The sequence below is a fragment of the Pseudoxanthomonas sp. genome (assembly GCF_036845285.1).
GTDB lineage: Bacteria > Pseudomonadota > Gammaproteobacteria > Xanthomonadales > Xanthomonadaceae > Pseudoxanthomonas_A.
In genome coordinates this window covers 16,319-33,967 of the sequence record NZ_DAIUEE010000005.1, presented here as the reverse complement: position 1 = coordinate 33,967, position 17,649 = coordinate 16,319, and the positions used below count along the sequence as shown (strand labels likewise).

Sequence of the window (17,649 nt, the reverse complement as noted above, 5' to 3'; positions counted from 1 at the left end):
AACGTATGTCGCGCCGCGAGGAGGCCAGCCAGAGTCGGGAGTGACCAGCACCCGTCAGCTGCGACCCGGGTCCAGGGACGGGTACGTGCGGGAGCATGGACGGGCAGCGCTGCGCTGCCGCCTACCACATGGAGGGGCGCCGGGGGCGGCGCGGATGCTCAGCGTGCGCCGCGCCCGAACAGCACCACTTCGACCGTCTGCAGCAGGATCATCATGTCGAACACGAGACCATGGTTCTTGACGTAGAAGAGGTCGAACTTCAGCTTCTCCTCCGCATCCTTCACCGACGCGCCGTACGGATAGCGCAGTTGCGCCCAGCCGGTCAGGCCCGGCTTCACGCAATGACGGACGCGGTAGTAACGCACCTCGTCGTTCAGCATGTCGACGAACTGCGGCCGCTCGGGGCGCGGCCCGACGAAACTCATGTCGCCGCGCAGGACGGCGAACAATTGCGGCAACTCATCGAGGCGCGTCTTGCGGATGAAGCGACCCACCCGGGTCGTACGATCGTCGTCCTTGCTCGCCCAACGCGCCACGCCGTCCTTTTCCGCATCGATGCGCATGCTGCGGAACTTCGTCAGCTTGAAGTGGTTGCCACGCTCGCCCACGCGGACCTGGCTGTAGAGAATCGGGCCAGGCGACTCCAGCCGCACGGCGAGCGCCGTCAACAGCATCAGCGGCCAGGCCATCAGCAGCAACGCGCCAGCGGCCAGCAGGTCGAAGAAGCGCTTGCTGAGGCGGCGCGGCGTGGAGTAGTCGAAGCCGCCCGAGAACACCAGCCACGACGGATCGACGATGTTCAACTGCACCATGCCCGCTTCGCGTTCAAAGAAGGTGGACAGGTCGATCACGTTCACGCCCTGCTGCACGCACTGCAGCATGTCCTCCATCGGCAGGCCGCCGCGTCGCTCGTCCGGCGCGATGACCAGCTCGTCGATTTCCATCTCCTCCACCAGGTCCACCAGCGCACCCGCCGGCCTCACCAGCAGATCGTCGTGCACGACCACCGACTGCCCCTCCACCGGCACGAACCCGACGATGATGAAGCTGCGCCGATCGGCCTTGCGCCGCATGCGGCTGTTGATGAGGTCCGCATTGTTGCCCGCACCCAGCACGAGCAGGCGCTGCTTCAGCACGTCGGTGCGGAACAGGCTGACCGACAGCATGCGCACCGCGACGATGCCTCCCGCCGAGATCAGCAGCGAGAGCGCCAGTACGCCACGGCCGATATAGGCCTGCGGTATCACGTAGTACAGCACCAGCAGCGCGATGCCGCCGAGTACGAACGACATGAGGAAGCGCAGGAAGAAATCCATGCGACTGTGGCGCATATGCACCTGATACAAGCCGAAGGCCGCCATCGCGCCCGTCAGGCACAGCGCCACGAGCAGGGCGCGCGCCGGCGCATGCTCGACGAATTCCAGGTGCGTCGTGGGGTCGTTCAGGAAGCGCAGCCAGGCCGAGCCCAGCACCGCCAGCACGATAATCACTATTTCGAGCAGCCACAGGAACCGGATGGCCCTGGACTTGTGGCTGGCATGAGTCGATTTCATTGCTTTCCCCGTCTGTACGCCGAGTCCGGTTGCACGCCATCACGCGGCCTTGCCGCATGAACAAGCACCCGGCCCAGGTGCCCTTCTCCACCCAAAAACGCAAAACGTGACATATCCGGACAGACCCCTAGCGTCGTTCGAGCCACTGTTGCGGACGTAGCCAGCCAGCGACGCACGGCACCCCTGGAACCCTTGCCACCGCGCAGGCAACGGACGGCCCAAGGTCCAGCAGGTCGACGACGCTCTGGACTGGCTGGCCCGCGTGCAGGGCCTGCGCACGTCCCTCGGGCAGCGCGAAGCTCTCCATCTCGCGCTCCAGCCCCACGCCTGCGGCCTTGAGAAATGCCTCCTTCCGCACCCACAGCTCGAGCAGGGCCGCGCCCTGCCCCGCACCGCCGTGCGCCGCCATGTCGGCGACCTCATCGGCATGGCATATCCGCTCGGCGATCTCGGGCATGACGCCTGCGCGATGGGCAGGCTCGATGTCCACGCCGAGGGGACCCGCCAGCCCCAGCGCCACTGCCACATAACCCTCGGCGTGGCTCAGGCTGGTGTCCACCTCGACCCCCTCGACCAGCGGCCGTCCCCGCGCATCGCGCCTCAACGGCACGCGCTCGTACGGCATCCCCAGGGCATGTGCAAGGACGAGACGATGCAGGGCATAGGCCAATGCCAGATGGTCCCGGTAATGCGCCTGCCGCTGGCGTTGCACGCGCTCGCGCTCGCGTGCGTCCAGCATGTCGAATGCGTCGCCGATCCAGTTCCGCCAGTCGTCCAGCGCGAACGCCGCCACCACGACGCCACGCTTCAGCAGTCGATCGAAGCACTGACCATCGAACGCATGCGGAAATACCGACACCAGCAATGTCGCCGCAACGGGCAAGACACGACGGGAGCATTCCGGATGGCGCGTGGGTACGAAGGACATGCGAGGGTCACGAGCGCGCAGGGAAGCACGACTACATGCATGCACGGATGCAACAGCGGGAACAGGCCATCCAGCGCGATGCCCGGACGCGGTTGCGGACGCAGAAACGCAAAGAGCCAGCGGATGACCGCTGGCTCTTTGCGTTGTAATGGCGCGCCCGGAGAGATTCGAACTCCCGACCGCCTGGTTCGTAGCCAGGTACTCTATCCAGCTGAGCTACGGGCGCGTGAGGAGCGGAATTATGCGTGAAGCGTTTTCCACTCGTCAATCTTTTTTCTACTTCTTTCTCGCATCCGCGCGCGCCATGGAAAACGCATTCGGGAGATGGAGCAATGCGGGAATTTTTGCAGTACAGGCATCGTTACCGCATGCGTGCATCCAGGGGATGCATCGCGACGAACTTCAAACTGGCGGAGTGAGAGGGATTCGAACCCTCGATAAGGCTTTTGACCCTATACTCCCTTAGCAGGGGAGCCCCTTCAGCCGCTCGGGCATCACTCCGGTTTGACGCACGTTGCAGCCAGGCTGCAGCGGCCGCATAGGATAGCGGCTCACCGCGCAGGCGGCAAACAAAATCAATCGGACGTCACGTTTTCCGAGGCGGACGGCGAGGAAATCTCTTCGCCACGCTGTATGCGCTGGTAGATTTCTTCGCGATGCACGGCCACATCCTTGGGCGCGGTGATGCCGATGCGCACCTGGTTGCCTTTCACGCCAAGCACGGTCACCGTGACCGAATCGCCGATCATCAGGGTTTCGCCGACACGGCGGGTCAAGATCAACATGTTTCTTCTCCGTAGTCCGGCAAAGGATAGTGCCGGGGGCGCACGGCCCCTGTGAAAAGGGGCGGCGGCTTCTTGGTACATTCATGAACCTAAAGCATGTTAGCGGCCGGAGGTGCACGGCCGCAAGCGGCGATTGGTCCAACGCTGGGGGTCAGCCGAGCCGCTGCTGGACCCACTCGGGAACGCCCTTCAAGGCTGTCGCAAGGGCGGACCCGTCCTCACCACCACCCTGGGCGAGATCCGGGCGGCCACCGCCCTTGCCGCCGATCTGACCGGCGATATGTGAGAGGAGTTCCCCCGCCTTGACCCGGCCGGTTGCAGCACCATTCACACCGGCCACCAGGGCCGCCTTGCCGTCCGCCGTCCCGGCCAGCACGATCACGGCATCGCCCAGTTGCTGCTTCAGGCGATCCATCGCATCGCGAAGCGCCTTGGCGTCGAAGCCTTCCAGCCGCGACGCCAGCACACGGATGCCGCCCACTTCGACGGCCGCACTGCCCAGGTCCGACGTGGCGCTGGATGCCGCCTTGGCCTTCAGCGCTTCAAGTTCGCGCTCCAGCTTCTTCTGCCGATCAGCCAAGCCCCGGATCTTTTCGACTATCTCGCCGGTGTTGCCTCCCAGCAGACTCGCCGCCTCGGACAGCCGGCGCTCTTCGTCGGCCACGTAGTCCAGGGCGCCCTGCCCGGTCACCGCCTCGATGCGCCGCACCCCCGCAGATACGCCACTTTCGCCGACCAGCTTGAACAAGCCGATGTCGCCAGTACGGCCGACATGGGTGCCGCCACAGAGTTCGGTGGAGTAGTCGCCCATTTTCAGCACGCGTACCTGTTCGCCGTACTTCTCGCCGAACAGCGCCATGGCGCCGAAATCCAGCGCCTCCTGCATGCCCATCCGGTGCACCTCGGCCACATTGTTGGCACGGACCTGCGCGTTGACGCGACGCTCGATCTCGGCAAGCTCGGCCGCCGTCATGGGCTGGAAGTGCGAGAAGTCGAAACGCAGGCGGTCCGGTGCGACCAGCGATCCCTTCTGCTGCACGTGGGTACCCAGCACGTCGCGCAGCGCCGCGTGCAGCAAGTGCGTGGCGGAGTGATTGAGGATGGTGCTGGCGCGCCGCGCCGCATCCACCGACGCGACCACATGGTCGCCCACCTTCAGCGCGCCCTTCGCGACGCGGCCGGCGTGGCCATGGAACTGGCCGGCGAACTTCAGCGTGTCGGCAATCTCGAACTCCACGCCCTGCTCGGCCAGCAAGCCTGTGTCGCCGACCTGGCCGCCGGATTCCGCGTAGAACGGCGTACGGTCCAGGATGACCACGGCCTCGTCGCCCGCTTCCACCGACTGCACGGGACGACCGTCCTTCAGCAGCGCGACCACCTGCAATCCGCCCGCATCGAGCTGGTCATAGCCCAGGAACACCGTCGGCGAGAGCTGGGCGACCAGGTCAGCGGGCAGACCGGTGCTGGAGGTGAACTTGCCGGCGGCACGCGCGGTTTCGCGCTGTTGCGCCATGGCGGCCTCGAAACCGGCCATGTCCACCGTGAGTCCGCGCTCGCGCGCGATGTCGGCCGTCAGGTCGACCGGAAAACCATAGGTGTCGTACAGCCTGAATGCGTCGGCGCCAGGAATCACGCCATCCGTTACCCGCGCCGCGACATCATCGAAGATGCGCATGCCGGAATCGAGCGTTTCGGCGAAGCGTTCCTCCTCGGCCTTGAGCGCACGCCCGACCAGCTCCCGCGCCGCGGGAAGTTCGGGATAAGCCTGGCCCATCAGCTCCGACAGCGTACCGACCATCTGGTGGAAGAAGGGCTGGCGCATGCCCAGCATCCAGCCATGGCGCAGGGCCCGGCGGATGATCCGGCGCAGCACGTAACCGCGCCCCTCGTTGGACGGCAGCACTCCGTCCACGATCAGGAAACTGCACGCACGGATGTGGTCAGCGATGACGCGCAGCGACTTGTTCTCGAGGTCGCGAGTGCCCGTCAGTTCTGCCGCCTTGCGGATCAGTACCTGGAACAGGTCGATCTCGTAGTTCGTATGGACGTGCTGCAGCACCGCCGCGAGCCGTTCCAGCCCCATGCCGGTGTCGACGCAGGGTGCAGGGAGCGGCACCAGCGTACCGTCGGGCTGGCGGTCGAACTGCATGAAGACGTTGTTCCAAATCTCGATGTAACGATCGCCGTCCTCATCCGGCGAGCCGGGCGGACCGCCGGCGATATGGTCGCCATGGTCGTAGAAGATCTCCGTGCACGGGCCGCACGGGCCGGTGTCGGCCATCTGCCAGAAATTGTCCGACGCGTACGGCGCGCCCTTGTTGTCACCGATACGGACGATGCGCTCGGCAGGCAGGCCGATCATGCCGTGCCAGAGATCGTAGGCTTCGTCATCGTTGTGGTACACGGTGACCAGCAGGCGCTCCTTCGGCAGCTTCCAGACCTCGGTCAGCAGTTCCCACGCCCAGCCGATGGCCTCTTTCTTGAAATAGTCGCCGAAGGACCAGTTGCCCAGCATTTCGAAGAAGGTGTGGTGACGTGCGGTGTAGCCGACCGAGTCCAGGTCGTTGTGCTTGCCGCCGGCCCGCAGGCAGCGCTGGACATCGGCTGCGCGCACGTAGCTGCGCTTTTCCGCTCCCAGGAATACGTCCTTGAACTGCACCATGCCGGAGTTGGTGAACAGCAGCGTGGGGTCGTTGCCGGGCACCAGCGAGGCGGACGGCACGATGGTGTGGCCCTTGCCGGCAAAGAAATCAAGGAAATCCTGTCGGATCTGGGAGGTGGTGAAGGTCTTGGGAGTGGTCATCTGGCGGGCATTGGCTGGAAGGCGCTTCCTTGCACCGCGCTTCCCGCAACTTGCAGGCACGGCCGGGTGGAAGCAACCCAATGCCCTAGATTATCAGGCCACCCCGTCCCAGTCGTCAGGCTCAAGCCGGCTGGCGGCACGGATGGCAGTGGCGTCGAAGCCGCGCCGGACCAGGAAATCGGCGATCTTGCGCCGCTGCGCCTGATCGATCTGGCGGCCTGGACCGAAACGCCGGCGGACGAGGTCGCACGCCGTTTCGGTCCAGTCGCCATCGAAGGTGGCCATCGCCATTGCGATCGCCTCGCGATCCAGCCCGTGGGTGGATAGCTCGGCCTTGATCCGCAGTGGACCATAACCACCCGAGGCCCGGCAGCGCACCAAGGCTTCGGCAAAGCGCGTGTCGCTCTGCCAACCCTCATCCGCCAACCGGTCCACGGCCGATCGCACATCAGCCGCATCCACACCACGGGAACTCAACTTGCGGGACAGCTCGCGCCTGGAATGCTCCCGGCGGGTGAGCAGCCCCAATGCTCGCTGCAATGGGGTCAGCTGGGCCGGCCTGCGGCGTCCGGCCCTTGCCGCCTTTTGCTCATCCACCATCGCGCAGGCCCCTCACGCTCGCCTCCGGCTTATTCGCCGTCGTCGGCGCTTTCTTCACGCTGCGCTTCGGCCGGCTGGAATTTCTCGCGCAGTTCGGCTTCCAACTTGGCCGCAATGGCGGGGTTTTCACGCAGGAAGGTGCGGGAATTGTCCTTGCCCTGCCCGATGCGCTCGCTGCCGTAGCTGTACCAGGCGCCGGCCTTCTCAACCAGCTTGGCTTCCACGCCCATATCGATCAGTTCGCCTTCCCGGCTGATGCCTTCGCCATACAGGATTTCGGTGACGACCTGCTTGAACGGGGGCGCCAGCTTGTTCTTGACCACCTTGATCTTGGTCTGGTTGCCGATGATCTCGTCGCCCTTCTTGATCGCGCCGATGCGGCGAATGTCCAGGCGCACCGAGGCATAGAACTTCAATGCGTTGCCACCGGTGGTCACTTCCGGACTCTGGCCCGGCATCATCACGCCGATCTTCATGCGCAGCTGATTGATGAAGATGACGGTGGTGTTGGAGCGCTTGATGTTGCCGGTCAGCTTGCGCAGTGCCTGGCTCATCAGGCGGGCCTGCAGGCCCGGCAGCTGGTCGCCCATCTCGCCTTCGATTTCCGCCTTCGGCGTCAGCGCCGCCACGGAGTCGATCACCACGATATCGATGGACCCGGAGCGCACCAGCATGTCGGCGATTTCCAGTGCCTGCTCGCCTGTATCCGGCTGCGACAGCAGCAGGTCGTCCACGTTCACGCCCAACTTGGCGGCGTAGATCGGGTCCAGCGCATGCTCTGCGTCGATGAAGGCGGCCGTGCCACCCTGTTTCTGGCACTGGGCGATCGCCTGCAGGGTGAGCGTGGTCTTGCCCGAGGATTCCGGACCGTAGATTTCCACGACGCGACCGCGCGGCAGGCCGCCAATCCCCAGGGCGATATCCAGCATCAGCGAGCCGGTGGGAATGATCTCGACGGGTTCGATGACCCGGTCGCCCATGCGCATCACCGATCCCTTGCCGAACTGGCGCTCGATCTGGGTCAGTGCCGCGGAAAGGGCGCGCTTCTTGTTCTCGTCCATCGTCGTGGTCCTAGTCAATGTGGTCAGGTGCGGTCAGTGTGGAGGGAGCCCATCGCACAGGCTGCGACGCTACGGGCAGGAGTGAAATTAGTCGTCGACACGGGCTGGCCGGCATCGGGGCGCGGCGCACGCTGGCATCGGGAAACGCCATCCGGTGACGTCGGAACCCCGGTCGCCATCACCGGTTCGGCCTCACCAGCCCGCAGTACAGGCCCTCAATGGCGAAATCCTGGTCCGGCGACACTTCGATGGGCGCATAGTCGGGATTCCGCGGCAGCAGGCGGATGCGGTCCTTGCCGATCTTCAGCAGCTTGACGGTGATCGCGTCATCGATGCGCGCCACCACGATCTGGCCAGACCGCGCATCCGGCGTGCGGTGCACCCCGATCAGGTCACCATCGAAGATGCCCTCGTCGCGCATCGAATCGCCTTTGACCTTCAGCAGGTAGTCGGGCGCAGGTGCGAAAAACGCGCGGTCCAAGAGGACGTAGTCGTGGTGACCCGCATCGGCGCCGATGGGAGCGCCGGCGGCCACCTGCCCCAGCACCGGGATGCGCAGGCCGTCATCGTTGGCGGACGGGAACGCCAGGTCCGGTTGCGTGGACGGCGGCGCCTTCAGAAGGCGGATGCCGCGCGCGCGCCCGGGCACGCGTTCGATGGCGCCCGCCTGTTCCAGCGCCTCCAGGTGGTACTGCGCGGCGCGTACACCCTTGAATCCGAAGGCCTTGGCGATCTCCGCCTGCGACGGCGGCATGCCTTCGGCTTCGAGCCGCTCGGCGATCAGGGCGAGGATGGCGTGCTGGGTATCGGTCAGGTCCATGGTTAGTAGTAATACTACTAACCGAAGCGACTGACAACTACCTGCTCAACAAGTCTCTGCACCCGACAAGGGCATCAGAGGTGTTCAAGCCCTCTCAGGGCGGTTTCGACCGTCTGCCGGCGCACGGCCTCGCGGTCTCCCTCGAACTGGAAGACCTCCGCCCGCGCGTAGCCACCACGTCGTTTCCAGCCGATCCACACGGTTCCGACCGGCTTGTCGGCGCTGCCGCCACCGGGGCCGGCGATGCCGGTCACCGCCACGGCGATGCTGGCACCGGAGTTCACCAGCGCACCCGACACCATTTCGATCACCGTCTCGCGGCTGACGGCACCATGGGTTTCCAGTGTCTGCGGGCGCACGCCCAGCAATGCCTGCTTGGCCTCGTAACTGTAGGCGGCCATCCCGCAATCGAACCAGTCAGACGAACCGGCGATATCGGTGACGCACTTCGCGATCCAGCCGCCGGTGCAGCTCTCGGCGGTCACCAGATGGTCCCGCGCCTGGCGCAGGCGTTCGCCAACGTGCTGGGCCAAGGCCAGCAGCGTTTCATCGTTCGGTGCGGACATCATGGGTTCCAACGGGAGGGCATGCGTGTTGTAGCCGATTTGACCCTCGCTGTCGCCCGCCGAATGCCGGAAAGGAAACGGCCCGCCTCGAAAGGCGGGCCGTGGGCAGTTCAAGCGAAGGAGATCAGTAGCGGACGCGCAGGGTCATGCCGTACATGCGCGGCGCGCCGAGGAACGCGTTGAAGGTGTTGAGCGGGTTGTTCGGATCCGGGAACAGGCCCTGCAGCGGACCATCGAAGCCGACCTGCACGTAGTTCTCGTCGGTGAGGTTGGTGCCCCACAGTTCCAGCATCCAGCGGCCATCGCTGCGGCCGAAGCCGACGCGTGCGTTGAATACCGTGTAGGAACTCTGGTGCTTCTCGACGTCCAGGTCCGAGCCGGTGTTGTAGTCGCCCATGTACTTGCCGCCGATGTTGAAGCGGCCGATGTGGTCGGCGCCGAAGTCCCACTCGTAGGTGGCCGACAGCGAACCCGACCACTCCGGTGCGAACGGCATCGTCGCGCCCGGCAGCTTGTACAGCGCACCCGAGGTGCTGAGCGGAGTGCGCTCGACGAAGTCGCCACCCGGGATGTCCTTGCCGAACTCGGTCTTGGCGTACATCAGGCCGCCCTGCAGCATCAGGCCCTGCACCGCGCGCGGCTGCCACAGGATCTCCGCATCCAGGCCCGAGGACGTCACCTTGGGGATCGAACGGACCACGAAGCTGGTGCCCAGGAAGCTGTTGAGCTGGAAGTCCTCGTACTCCTGATGGAACAGGGTGGCGTTCAACAGCAGCGTGCCGTCCGCCCACGTGGTCTTGGTACCCAGCTCGAAGCTGTCGACGAACTCACCACCGAACGAGGTGTCGTTCACCGGCCGGATGCCCTGCCCGCTGCTCGACAGGCCATCGGCCGACTGCACGCGATCCAGGTTGAAGCCGCCGCCCTTGTAACCGCGTGCGAAGGACGCGTAGGTCATCACGTTCTCGTTCCAGCGGTAGGCCGCCTTCACCGTGCCCGACCACTCCTTGTCTTCCATTTCCTGGAAGGTGTTGCGGCCGTTGTGCAGCGCGTTGGCCCACGGCAGGCACATGTAGCCGGCGATGGTCGGCCCCACGGAGGCCAGGATGGCGTTCTGGTTGGCGGCCGGCAGCGACGCGAACACCGAACTGCGCGATGCCAGCGCGGCGCGCAGCAGCGCGAAGCGGTTCGGATTGGCGGCATTCTGGTCGGTCAGCGTGCCGGTACAGGCGAGGCTGCCGTTGGGGTTGCTGTAGGACGAGGTCAGGTCCTTCTTCTCGCGGGTGTAGCGCAGGCCCAGGGTCAGGTCCAATGCGTCCGTCGCGTGCCAGGTGTTGTTGGTGAACAGCGCCAGGCTCTTGGCGTCCTGCTTGTAACGGTCCAGCGAACCCAAGCCGACGAAGCCGGTACCGAACGGGCGCCCACCTACCTGCGCGAGGAACGCGGCCGGCGAGATGTTGTTTGGATTGTTCAGCGGTACGCCCGCCGCGCCGAGGCTCTGACCGACCAGCTGGTAGACCAGCGTAGACACGTACGGTTCGTAATGCGGACCGATGCGGTAGGTCTCGTTGCGGGTCAGTTCCTCGTCCGAATAGAACGCGCCCACCATCCAGTCGACGCGTTCGGTGGAGCCGGTCAGGCGGAATTCCTGGCTGAAGGTATCGAAGCCGGTGAACGATTCGTCCTTGTCGGCGTTGCGGTAGAGCAGGTCGGCGGTGCTGAAGTCGTAGTCGAGGCCGTTGATGGCTTCCCACTGCCGCGAGGCGGTGATCGAGGTCAGCGTGGCGCCGCCGAACCAGGGCGTGTCCCAGTTGATCTCGGCGGACAGGCCCCTGTCCATGATGTCCTGCGTGGTGGGGCGGTTGCTGTAGGCCACGCGGTCGAACGGATCGTCGCCCGGTGCCGCCACGGCGCGGCCACCCGCCAGCGCGTTGAGAATCGCTGCGGTACCGCCGACCGTGGTCTGCACGGCCGTGCAGCAGTTTTCGTCACGGCTGGTGAAGTCGCCCGACAGCAGGATTTCCAGGTTTTCGGTCGGCTCCAGCAGCAGCTTGGCGCGCAGGGTGTGGAAGTTCTGGTCGTAGTCGTCGGTTTCCTGGCGCGGCCCGTTGCCGGTGCGCACGTCCATCCAGCCGTCGCGCTTGCGCTTGGCCGCGAAGATGCTGAAAGCCGCGTTGTCGGACAGTGCGTCGTTGTAGCTGCCGGACACGCCGATGGCACCGTAGTTGCCGACCGTGATCTCGCCTTCTGCGCTCTGCGTGTAGCTGGGACGGCGGGTGACCACGTTGATCACGCCGGCCGAGGTGTTCTTGCCGAACACGGTGCCCTGCGGCCCCTTCAGCACCTCGATGCGCTCGAGCTGGCCGAGGTCGCCGAATCCGACGCTGTTGCGCGGGCGGTACACGCCATCGATCACCACGCCCACCGACGACTCCAGGCCGACGTTGTCGCCCACCGTGCCGATGCCGCGGATGCGCGCCGTGGTGATGGCTTCATTCTGCGTGCTGGTCACGGTCAGGCCCGGCACCAGGACCTGCAGGTCCTTGATGTCGCGGACGCCGGTATCCCGCAGCAGTTCCTCGGAGATCACGGCGACCGTGATCGGCACGTCCTGCAGCACTTCCTCGCGCTTCTGCGCGGTGACCGTCATGGTCCCCAGCGTGGTGGGCTCGTCCTCGCCGGCCGGTGCGGCCGCCTGTTGCGCATAGGCATGCGAGCTGGCGCAGAGCGCGGTGAAGACGGCAAGCGAAAGCGCTTTGTGCCTGGGCGATGCATTGACCATGTTGTCCCCTCCCAAGGGTCATGTTCTGGCGGTTGGTGCCTGTGTGGTTCCCGGTGTGGCGTGCGGCAAGGCCGCCGATGACGAACGCAACTCCCCTTGCGTCAACGCGAAACTAACATCCGCTTCACAACGCGGCATTCTGCACTGCGTCGATACGCCGCACCGGACTTTGGCACGGATAAGCGACTGATTTTACGAACGATCGTGCGAAACCCCGATCGCACCCCATTTCGTTGCCCACCCGTCGTCGTCGATGCGAGGTGCGCCGGACACGTCGCGAACATGCCGGTGCGGTCCACGGATGCCGCTTGCCGCCGCTACAATCAACGCCCTTTTGCCTCCCCCTCCCCGCTGGCCTCGTGAGCAAAGACAAGTCGGAACACACGCCCCTGATGAAGCATTAGTGGCGTGCCAATAGGAATAGCCAAATTACTGGCGTTTTTACCTACTTTTCTTCTACAGCATATTCAGAGCTACACGGGAGCGCCATTCCGCCCTCTGAAGTTGTCCACACTCGCGCCTGCCTTCGTGCCTGCATTTGGCCGAAGCCATCGGCAGTCTTGTCCAGGTTCGCGAACTCGTGACGTGCATCGACCGAAGTTGGAAAGAGGCTAAGGGATTACTTGGTTTTGAACAGCGGAGCTCTTGAATGCCTCTTAGGCTGGAATTAGTTCAGGCCTATCAATTGGGTGTCGCAGTAGGTGCGACCTGGAATCCGGGGCTATGATTGGCTGAATGGGGATTTTCGGCAAAGGGAATGTCGACGCCAAAAACCAAGCACAGCGCCGCCGGACCATATCTGGGCTTCGGCCTTCAGACAGTTCGGCTCTGCGCCCGACTACTGTCTGAGCCGCCCACTGCCACAGTTTTCATCGAACACGATGACGATGTCTCGGTGCACTACGCTGATGGCACAAAGCTTCTGGAGCAAACCAAGAGCGCCCAGAAGCAAAACCCAGCGGCAGATTGGGCAAGAGATCTATGGAAGTGTCTTCACAACTGGCTTGAAGATAGTGCGCCCATCACAGCAGCCGATCAGCAGATCTCCTTCAGGCTCTATGTAACGCCAACTCAAAGCGGCTCATTCGTTTCGGCATTGTCAGCTGCCAAGACCGCTCCTGAAGTTGAAGCGTTCGTGGCCAAGGTGAAATCGGAAATCACCTCTGCCAAGAAAAAGACTGAGGCCTATAAGTTCGCAAAACGCTACCTCGAAGGAACAACCGAAGAGCAGGCGGGACTTACGACTCGATTTCAGTTGATCTGCGAAGACGACCCACTTGACAGCATCCGCAACCTGTATCGGCCGGCAGTTGCGGAGCAGTTGCTCAATCAAATTGCTTCCTACGCAATTGGGGAAGCAAAACGCCAGTCCGACATTCTTCTCCTCGCCGGAAAGCCCGCTGGCATTGTCGCAGGTCCGTTCCAGGAACAAATCAGGAACTATGTTCAGCGCACAAATTTGCCGGCGCTATTTTCATTTGATCCAGCGCCGCCAATTCCCGCGCTCGTCAGCTCTACCTTCTCGTGCCGCCCAGTATTTGTTCGGCAGCTTGAACTAATTGGTGCCGACACGGAGCAGCAACTCCTGGCTGTAAGCGACTTTCTGAGGTCCGCGTCTGACAAGACACACTGGGGCGTAGAGGGAATCCTCTTGCCACATTCCCTTGATGACTGGGACGACACCTTGGTTCGTCGACACAAGGCAGTCCATGACAGCATCTCAACACTTCACGCCCATTTGGACCCAACCAAACTCGGAACTGCGATCTACGCAGAGTGCAGGAAGCTCAATCTCAGCCTCGAAGCAAAATCGGTGCCTGACCACTTCACCCACGGATGCCTGAATGATCTCGCAGATCGTCGAGAGCTCGGCTGGCATCCTGACTACGCAACTTTGCTCGACAAGTAGGGCGTCTTATGGGGATAAAGAAATCGAAGGACCAAGAGCCTGGTCGGGGTCAACTTTCAGAGCTTGACTTGGTCTACAACCCTTCCCTCGGCGCCTATCTCTTGTGGTGCGCCGACCGAGGCTACTTTTCGGAAGTCAGCGAAGGCATGCCCATCCCCTTGGCATATCTCGTGCTCCCCTTAGCCCTTCACTGGCAAAGCAGAAAGATCGGAATCAGCACAAATAAGCCATCCGGATTAACGATGTTCGCCGCAAAACTTGGGGAACACCAAGAAGACCTGCTCGCAGTCCATCAGCGCGCACTCGCCTTGCGGGAACTATCCCTCGCGTCCATATCCCTGGCCTGCGCGACAAGGCTTATGGCGATCGATCCCGGAGCTGCGAAAGTTCTTCCCCTCGAGGCCAACAAGCTTCCCAAGCCATCGGAGAGCATTCAAAAGCTCGGCGCCCTTTGCGAGAAATTCGGCACTTGGTTTGCGCGCCTCCCTCCCGAGCAAGTTGGATCCGTCCTGAGGATCGAGTTCTAATGCACTTTCAAATACTTAAGATCGTTCTTTGGGCAAAAAGCGACCAGCCACCGCGAATTGTTGAGTTTGCGCCGGGAATGGTCAATGTCATTAGCGGCTCATCAAAGACCGGAAAGTCCGCCGTCATTCCAATAATTGACTATTGCCTGGCCTCCAAACACTGCTTCATTCCCGTTGGCGTCATCCGCGAAAAGTGTGCCTGGTTCGGCATCGTGGTCGACACCGTTGAAGGACAAAAGCTTCTCGCCCGTAGGGAGCCTGGCGCACAACAGTCTACTGGCGACATGTTCATAGTCGAGTCTGTGGAAGTCGAAATTCCGCCATTGATCACCGAGAAGAATTCCAGTGACGAGATCGTCCGCGGCATGCTTGATCGCCTCGCAGGATTGACTCAACTCGATTTCGAAGTGAATCCAGAGTATGGCTACAAACTGAGACCATCGTTCCGGGATCTTGCGGCATTCATGTTCCAGCCTCAGAACATCGTCGCAAACCCAGGCGTCCTGTTCTACAAAGCAGACACCACCGAGCATAGGGAAAAACTCAAGACGGTAATGCCCTACGTTTTGAATGCTGTAACTCCCAAGGTCATGGCACTGAAGCACGAGGCAGACCAGTTAAACAGGAAGCTCAGAAGACTAGAATCAGATCTGAAAGAAAGACTTCAAGTCTCCGCCAGGCGAATTTCAGAGGGAAGAACTTGGCTCAACCAGGCACGCGAGCTGGGCATCGCTTCGGACGCACCCACTCCCGATCAATGGCCAGAGATCGTTGCTGCATTGCAGATGATATCGGAGCAAGAGACCTCTACCAAGACAACCACAATTTCTGGAATTGATCAGACACTCGAAACATTGGGCAGATTGCGAAGGGAAGAAGGAAAGTTGGTATCGGAGGCTTCCACTCATCGTCAGCGCCTGATGGAGCTAAGAAGGCTTCAGGAAGGCAGTGGGCAGTATGCCGGGGCGCTACGCCTGCAGCGAGAGCGGTTGTCTCTTTCAACATGGATGAGGAGCGAGATCGAGAATCGCCAGGACACCAACCTTCTTTTCCCTGGAAAGACTTCGCAGTCTCTTGATCAGCTATGTGATGCGCTGAGTGAGCTTGAAGGAAAACTCCAGGCCCATCCTTTGGCCACAACAACGCTCGATGCAGAGATGCAACGACAACGCCAGAAAACGGAAGAGGTTCTGGCAGCACTCGTATCCATTCGCCAAGAAATTCGCGCCTACGAGGCAACCTCGGAACTGGCCCAGCAGGAAATCCGTCGCATTGCTTCAATTGATAGATTTCTGGGAGGACTCCAACAAATATTGATCCAGTATGAGAAGTCTGATGAATCCGGCGAGCTGAGCACTCAAATTGATGAGCTACAGAAGCGCATCAACAGAATCCAAGCCGAGATACAGGAGACGAGCATCCAAAAGAGGCTCGACAGCATTCTGGACGAGATTCAGCAGATCACGGGAACTATCGTCCCAACACTGAATGCCGAATGGGGAGATAGCCCTGTCCGCCTCAACACAAAAGAACTGACCGTGCAGGTCTCACGTGAAGGCAGGAAGGACTATCTTTGGGAAATAGGCAGCGGAGCCAACTGGTTGGCCTACCACGTGGCTATCACCCTTGCCCTACAAGTCTATTTCTTGAAGCACCCGCCCAGCCCGGTGCCTAGCCTGCTTGTCTACGACCAACCAAGCCAAGTTTATTTTCCCAAGCTTTCAGTCGAGCAAAGCAAAGGAACCGCAGACTTCAAGCTCACCGACCAAGAGGATATCCAAGCAGTTCGCCGTGTTTTCAAAGTTATGGGAGAACAGGTTGTTGCCACAGATGGCAGACTGCAGATCATCGTCCTTGACCACGCCCACAGCGAGGTGTGGGGTGATCTGCCTGGCATCACCCTTGTGGAAGAGTGGAGAGGCACCAAGCTGGTCCCTATCGATTGGTAACCTGAGTGATTTCCATCAGCGAGGGCGCCAACCCTTCCCCCGCCAGGTGCCGGTGGAACAAGTCCAGCACGGCAGCTTGGCGGTCGGGGGACCATGCAGTAAACAGTTAGACCCATCCGGGCGAGCGAGTCTATCGGCAGATCACGCTCGGTCCGTATCACGGATAGACACGCGAAAAGTCAGCCGGTTGGCGGCGGCTTTTCAAATGCCATGCATCAACCAGTTCATGCCGGATGCTCTGCTGGGGCGTGCACCCCTTACATCGAACACTTAACCTCCTTGTTTGCCCCTGGCTTCCAGACCACACCTGGCTTCAATCGCTCACCAAGCTTGGAAACGAGCTCCTCGGGAGAAGCGATGAATTCAATCAACGGATAAACCTGCTCAGACCTAAACGTCTTTCGACAGATCATGTCATCAAGTCGCGCTTCGAAAGATTTCCAGTGCCTTTCCTTATCGCCGATGATGTAAATAGGAACATCTTTCAACTGATCACTCTTCATCATCTCAATGATCTGGAAGATCTCCCACTCGGTGCCTGTGCCACCTGGAGCGATGACGATGGCCGCTGAATGAAGAATCATTGAAGTCTCGCGAATCGACACGCTCGAGAAAATTAGCCCTTCGGTGATGATGTCTATCTGGTTCTGGCCCTTCTCAGGATACTTGGCAAATGCTGCCGCAGCATTTCCCGTCTTCGGTAAAAGCGACCCAGCCGGTGCCGGTTCGTAGTATGTGGTGTAACCGATGCTCGGACCACCCGCTTCCATCGCCCCACGACTACCCGCCTCCATAAGCCCAGGGCCAGCCCCCGTCATGATCGGGAACTCACTTCCATGTTCCTTCGTCCAAAGTCTCGCGAAATCCCTAACGATGTCGTAAGTCTTCTTATACGCCTCAACTTCTGCCGCATACCCAACCCCGTAGCTACTCGTGAGGGCAAACCTACTCATGAGCAGATCGCTCTCCGTGATCTTGGAGCTTCCATAGATGGTGACATACCCATTTGGATACCGGCTTTGTCGATACGCATTCGCGCAGTAAATATCGAGCGCCATGTCATCCGGCCCCAATCTGCTGTCTTCTCCTTTGTAAGGCCCCACATACATGGCCTTCGCTTCATCGTCGCTTCGTGGACATTTATCGGGAAGTTGAGCCTTGAACCCCAGGACTGGCGCCGCAGTTGCATCCATCTGAGCAGCGCCGTCCACTGCAATAGGCGCTGACACTTGGGCTGCAACATTACCCCAAGGCGAGATGGCCACGATGAGGACAACGAGTATCGATTTCATGATCCACCCTCATAAAAATGGAAGTTGAATAGACCGTTCTCTTGGCGCCAAGCCTTTACGCGGGCGGAAGGCAC

The 17,649-nt window shown here is 61.7% G+C and carries 13 protein-coding genes and 2 tRNA genes; 3 read left to right on the top strand and 12 right to left on the bottom strand.

The genetic code is table 11. The features are described 5' to 3' along the window. Nucleotides 1-158 precede the first annotated feature (158 nt). The 11 genes from V7060_RS07765 to V7060_RS07715 all read right to left on the bottom strand — a co-directional run bounded on the left by V7060_RS07765 (nt 159) and on the right by V7060_RS07715 (nt 11,898). Nucleotides 159-1,553 (bottom strand): TIGR03013 family XrtA/PEP-CTERM system glycosyltransferase, encoded by a 1,395-nt coding sequence (locus V7060_RS07765; RefSeq protein WP_334178675.1) that lies wholly within the window; start codon nt 1,551-1,553, stop codon nt 159-161. Nucleotides 1,554-1,680: 127 nt separating this feature from the next. Then, a complete protein-coding gene (locus V7060_RS07760) occupies nt 1,681-2,481 on the bottom strand; it encodes a 4'-phosphopantetheinyl transferase superfamily protein (RefSeq protein WP_334178674.1) in 801 nt (266 codons plus the stop codon). Nucleotides 2,482-2,630: 149 nt separating this feature from the next. Beyond that, a tRNA-Arg gene (locus V7060_RS07755) sits at nt 2,631-2,707 on the bottom strand. A 182-nt stretch (nt 2,708-2,889) separates the two neighbouring features. After that, a tRNA-Ser gene (locus tag V7060_RS07750) sits at nt 2,890-2,982 on the bottom strand. A gap of 74 nt (nt 2,983-3,056) precedes the next feature. Continuing rightward, complete coding sequence (gene csrA / locus V7060_RS07745; RefSeq protein ID WP_334178673.1) at nt 3,057-3,266, bottom strand: carbon storage regulator CsrA; 210 nt, start codon at nt 3,264-3,266, stop codon at nt 3,057-3,059. 151 nt (nt 3,267-3,417) lie between these two features. Then, complete coding sequence (gene alaS, locus V7060_RS07740) at nt 3,418-6,069, bottom strand: alanine--tRNA ligase (protein ID WP_334178672.1); 2,652 nt, start codon at nt 6,067-6,069, stop codon at nt 3,418-3,420. Between the two features lie 93 nt (nt 6,070-6,162). Beyond that, complete coding sequence (gene recX, locus V7060_RS07735) at nt 6,163-6,666, bottom strand: recombination regulator RecX (RefSeq protein WP_334178880.1); 504 nt, start codon at nt 6,664-6,666, stop codon at nt 6,163-6,165. A gap of 32 nt (nt 6,667-6,698) precedes the next feature. Next, a complete protein-coding gene (gene recA, locus V7060_RS07730; RefSeq protein WP_334178671.1) occupies nt 6,699-7,730 on the bottom strand; it encodes a recombinase RecA in 1,032 nt (343 codons plus the stop codon). Between the two features lie 178 nt (nt 7,731-7,908). After that, nucleotides 7,909-8,550, bottom strand: a complete 642-nt coding sequence (gene lexA / locus V7060_RS07725) for a transcriptional repressor LexA (protein WP_334178670.1) — start codon at nt 8,548-8,550, stop codon at nt 7,909-7,911. 74 nt (nt 8,551-8,624) lie between these two features. Beyond that, complete coding sequence (locus V7060_RS07720; RefSeq protein ID WP_334178669.1) at nt 8,625-9,116, bottom strand: CinA family protein; 492 nt, start codon at nt 9,114-9,116, stop codon at nt 8,625-8,627. A gap of 124 nt (nt 9,117-9,240) precedes the next feature. Then, nucleotides 9,241-11,898: a TonB-dependent receptor gene (locus tag V7060_RS07715; protein WP_334178668.1), complete on the bottom strand. Its 2,658-nt coding sequence runs from the start codon at nt 11,896-11,898 to the stop codon at nt 9,241-9,243. A 757-nt stretch (nt 11,899-12,655) separates the two neighbouring features. Here V7060_RS07715 and V7060_RS07710 point away from each other — a divergent pair. The 3 genes from V7060_RS07710 (at nt 12,656) to V7060_RS07700 (ending at nt 16,283) form a co-directional block, all read left to right on the top strand. Continuing rightward, entirely contained in the window at nt 12,656-13,807 is a 1,152-nt protein-coding gene (locus tag V7060_RS07710; RefSeq protein WP_334178667.1) for an ABC-three component system protein, read from the top strand. A gap of 68 nt (nt 13,808-13,875) precedes the next feature. Further along, on the top strand, nt 13,876-14,334 hold the full coding sequence (locus V7060_RS07705) for a three component ABC system middle component (RefSeq protein WP_334178666.1): 459 nt from the start codon (nt 13,876-13,878) through the stop codon (nt 14,332-14,334). Further along, nucleotides 14,334-16,283, top strand: a complete 1,950-nt coding sequence (locus tag V7060_RS07700) for a DUF3732 domain-containing protein (protein WP_334178665.1) — start codon at nt 14,334-14,336, stop codon at nt 16,281-16,283. Before V7060_RS07705 ends, V7060_RS07700 begins: the two co-directional genes overlap by 1 nt. Before the next feature lie 257 nt (nt 16,284-16,540). Here the strand turns inward: V7060_RS07700 and V7060_RS07695 are convergent, their stop codons facing one another. Beyond that, entirely contained in the window at nt 16,541-17,575 is a 1,035-nt protein-coding gene (locus V7060_RS07695) for an LOG family protein (RefSeq protein WP_334178664.1), read from the bottom strand. Between the last annotated feature and the right edge of the window lie 74 nt (nt 17,576-17,649).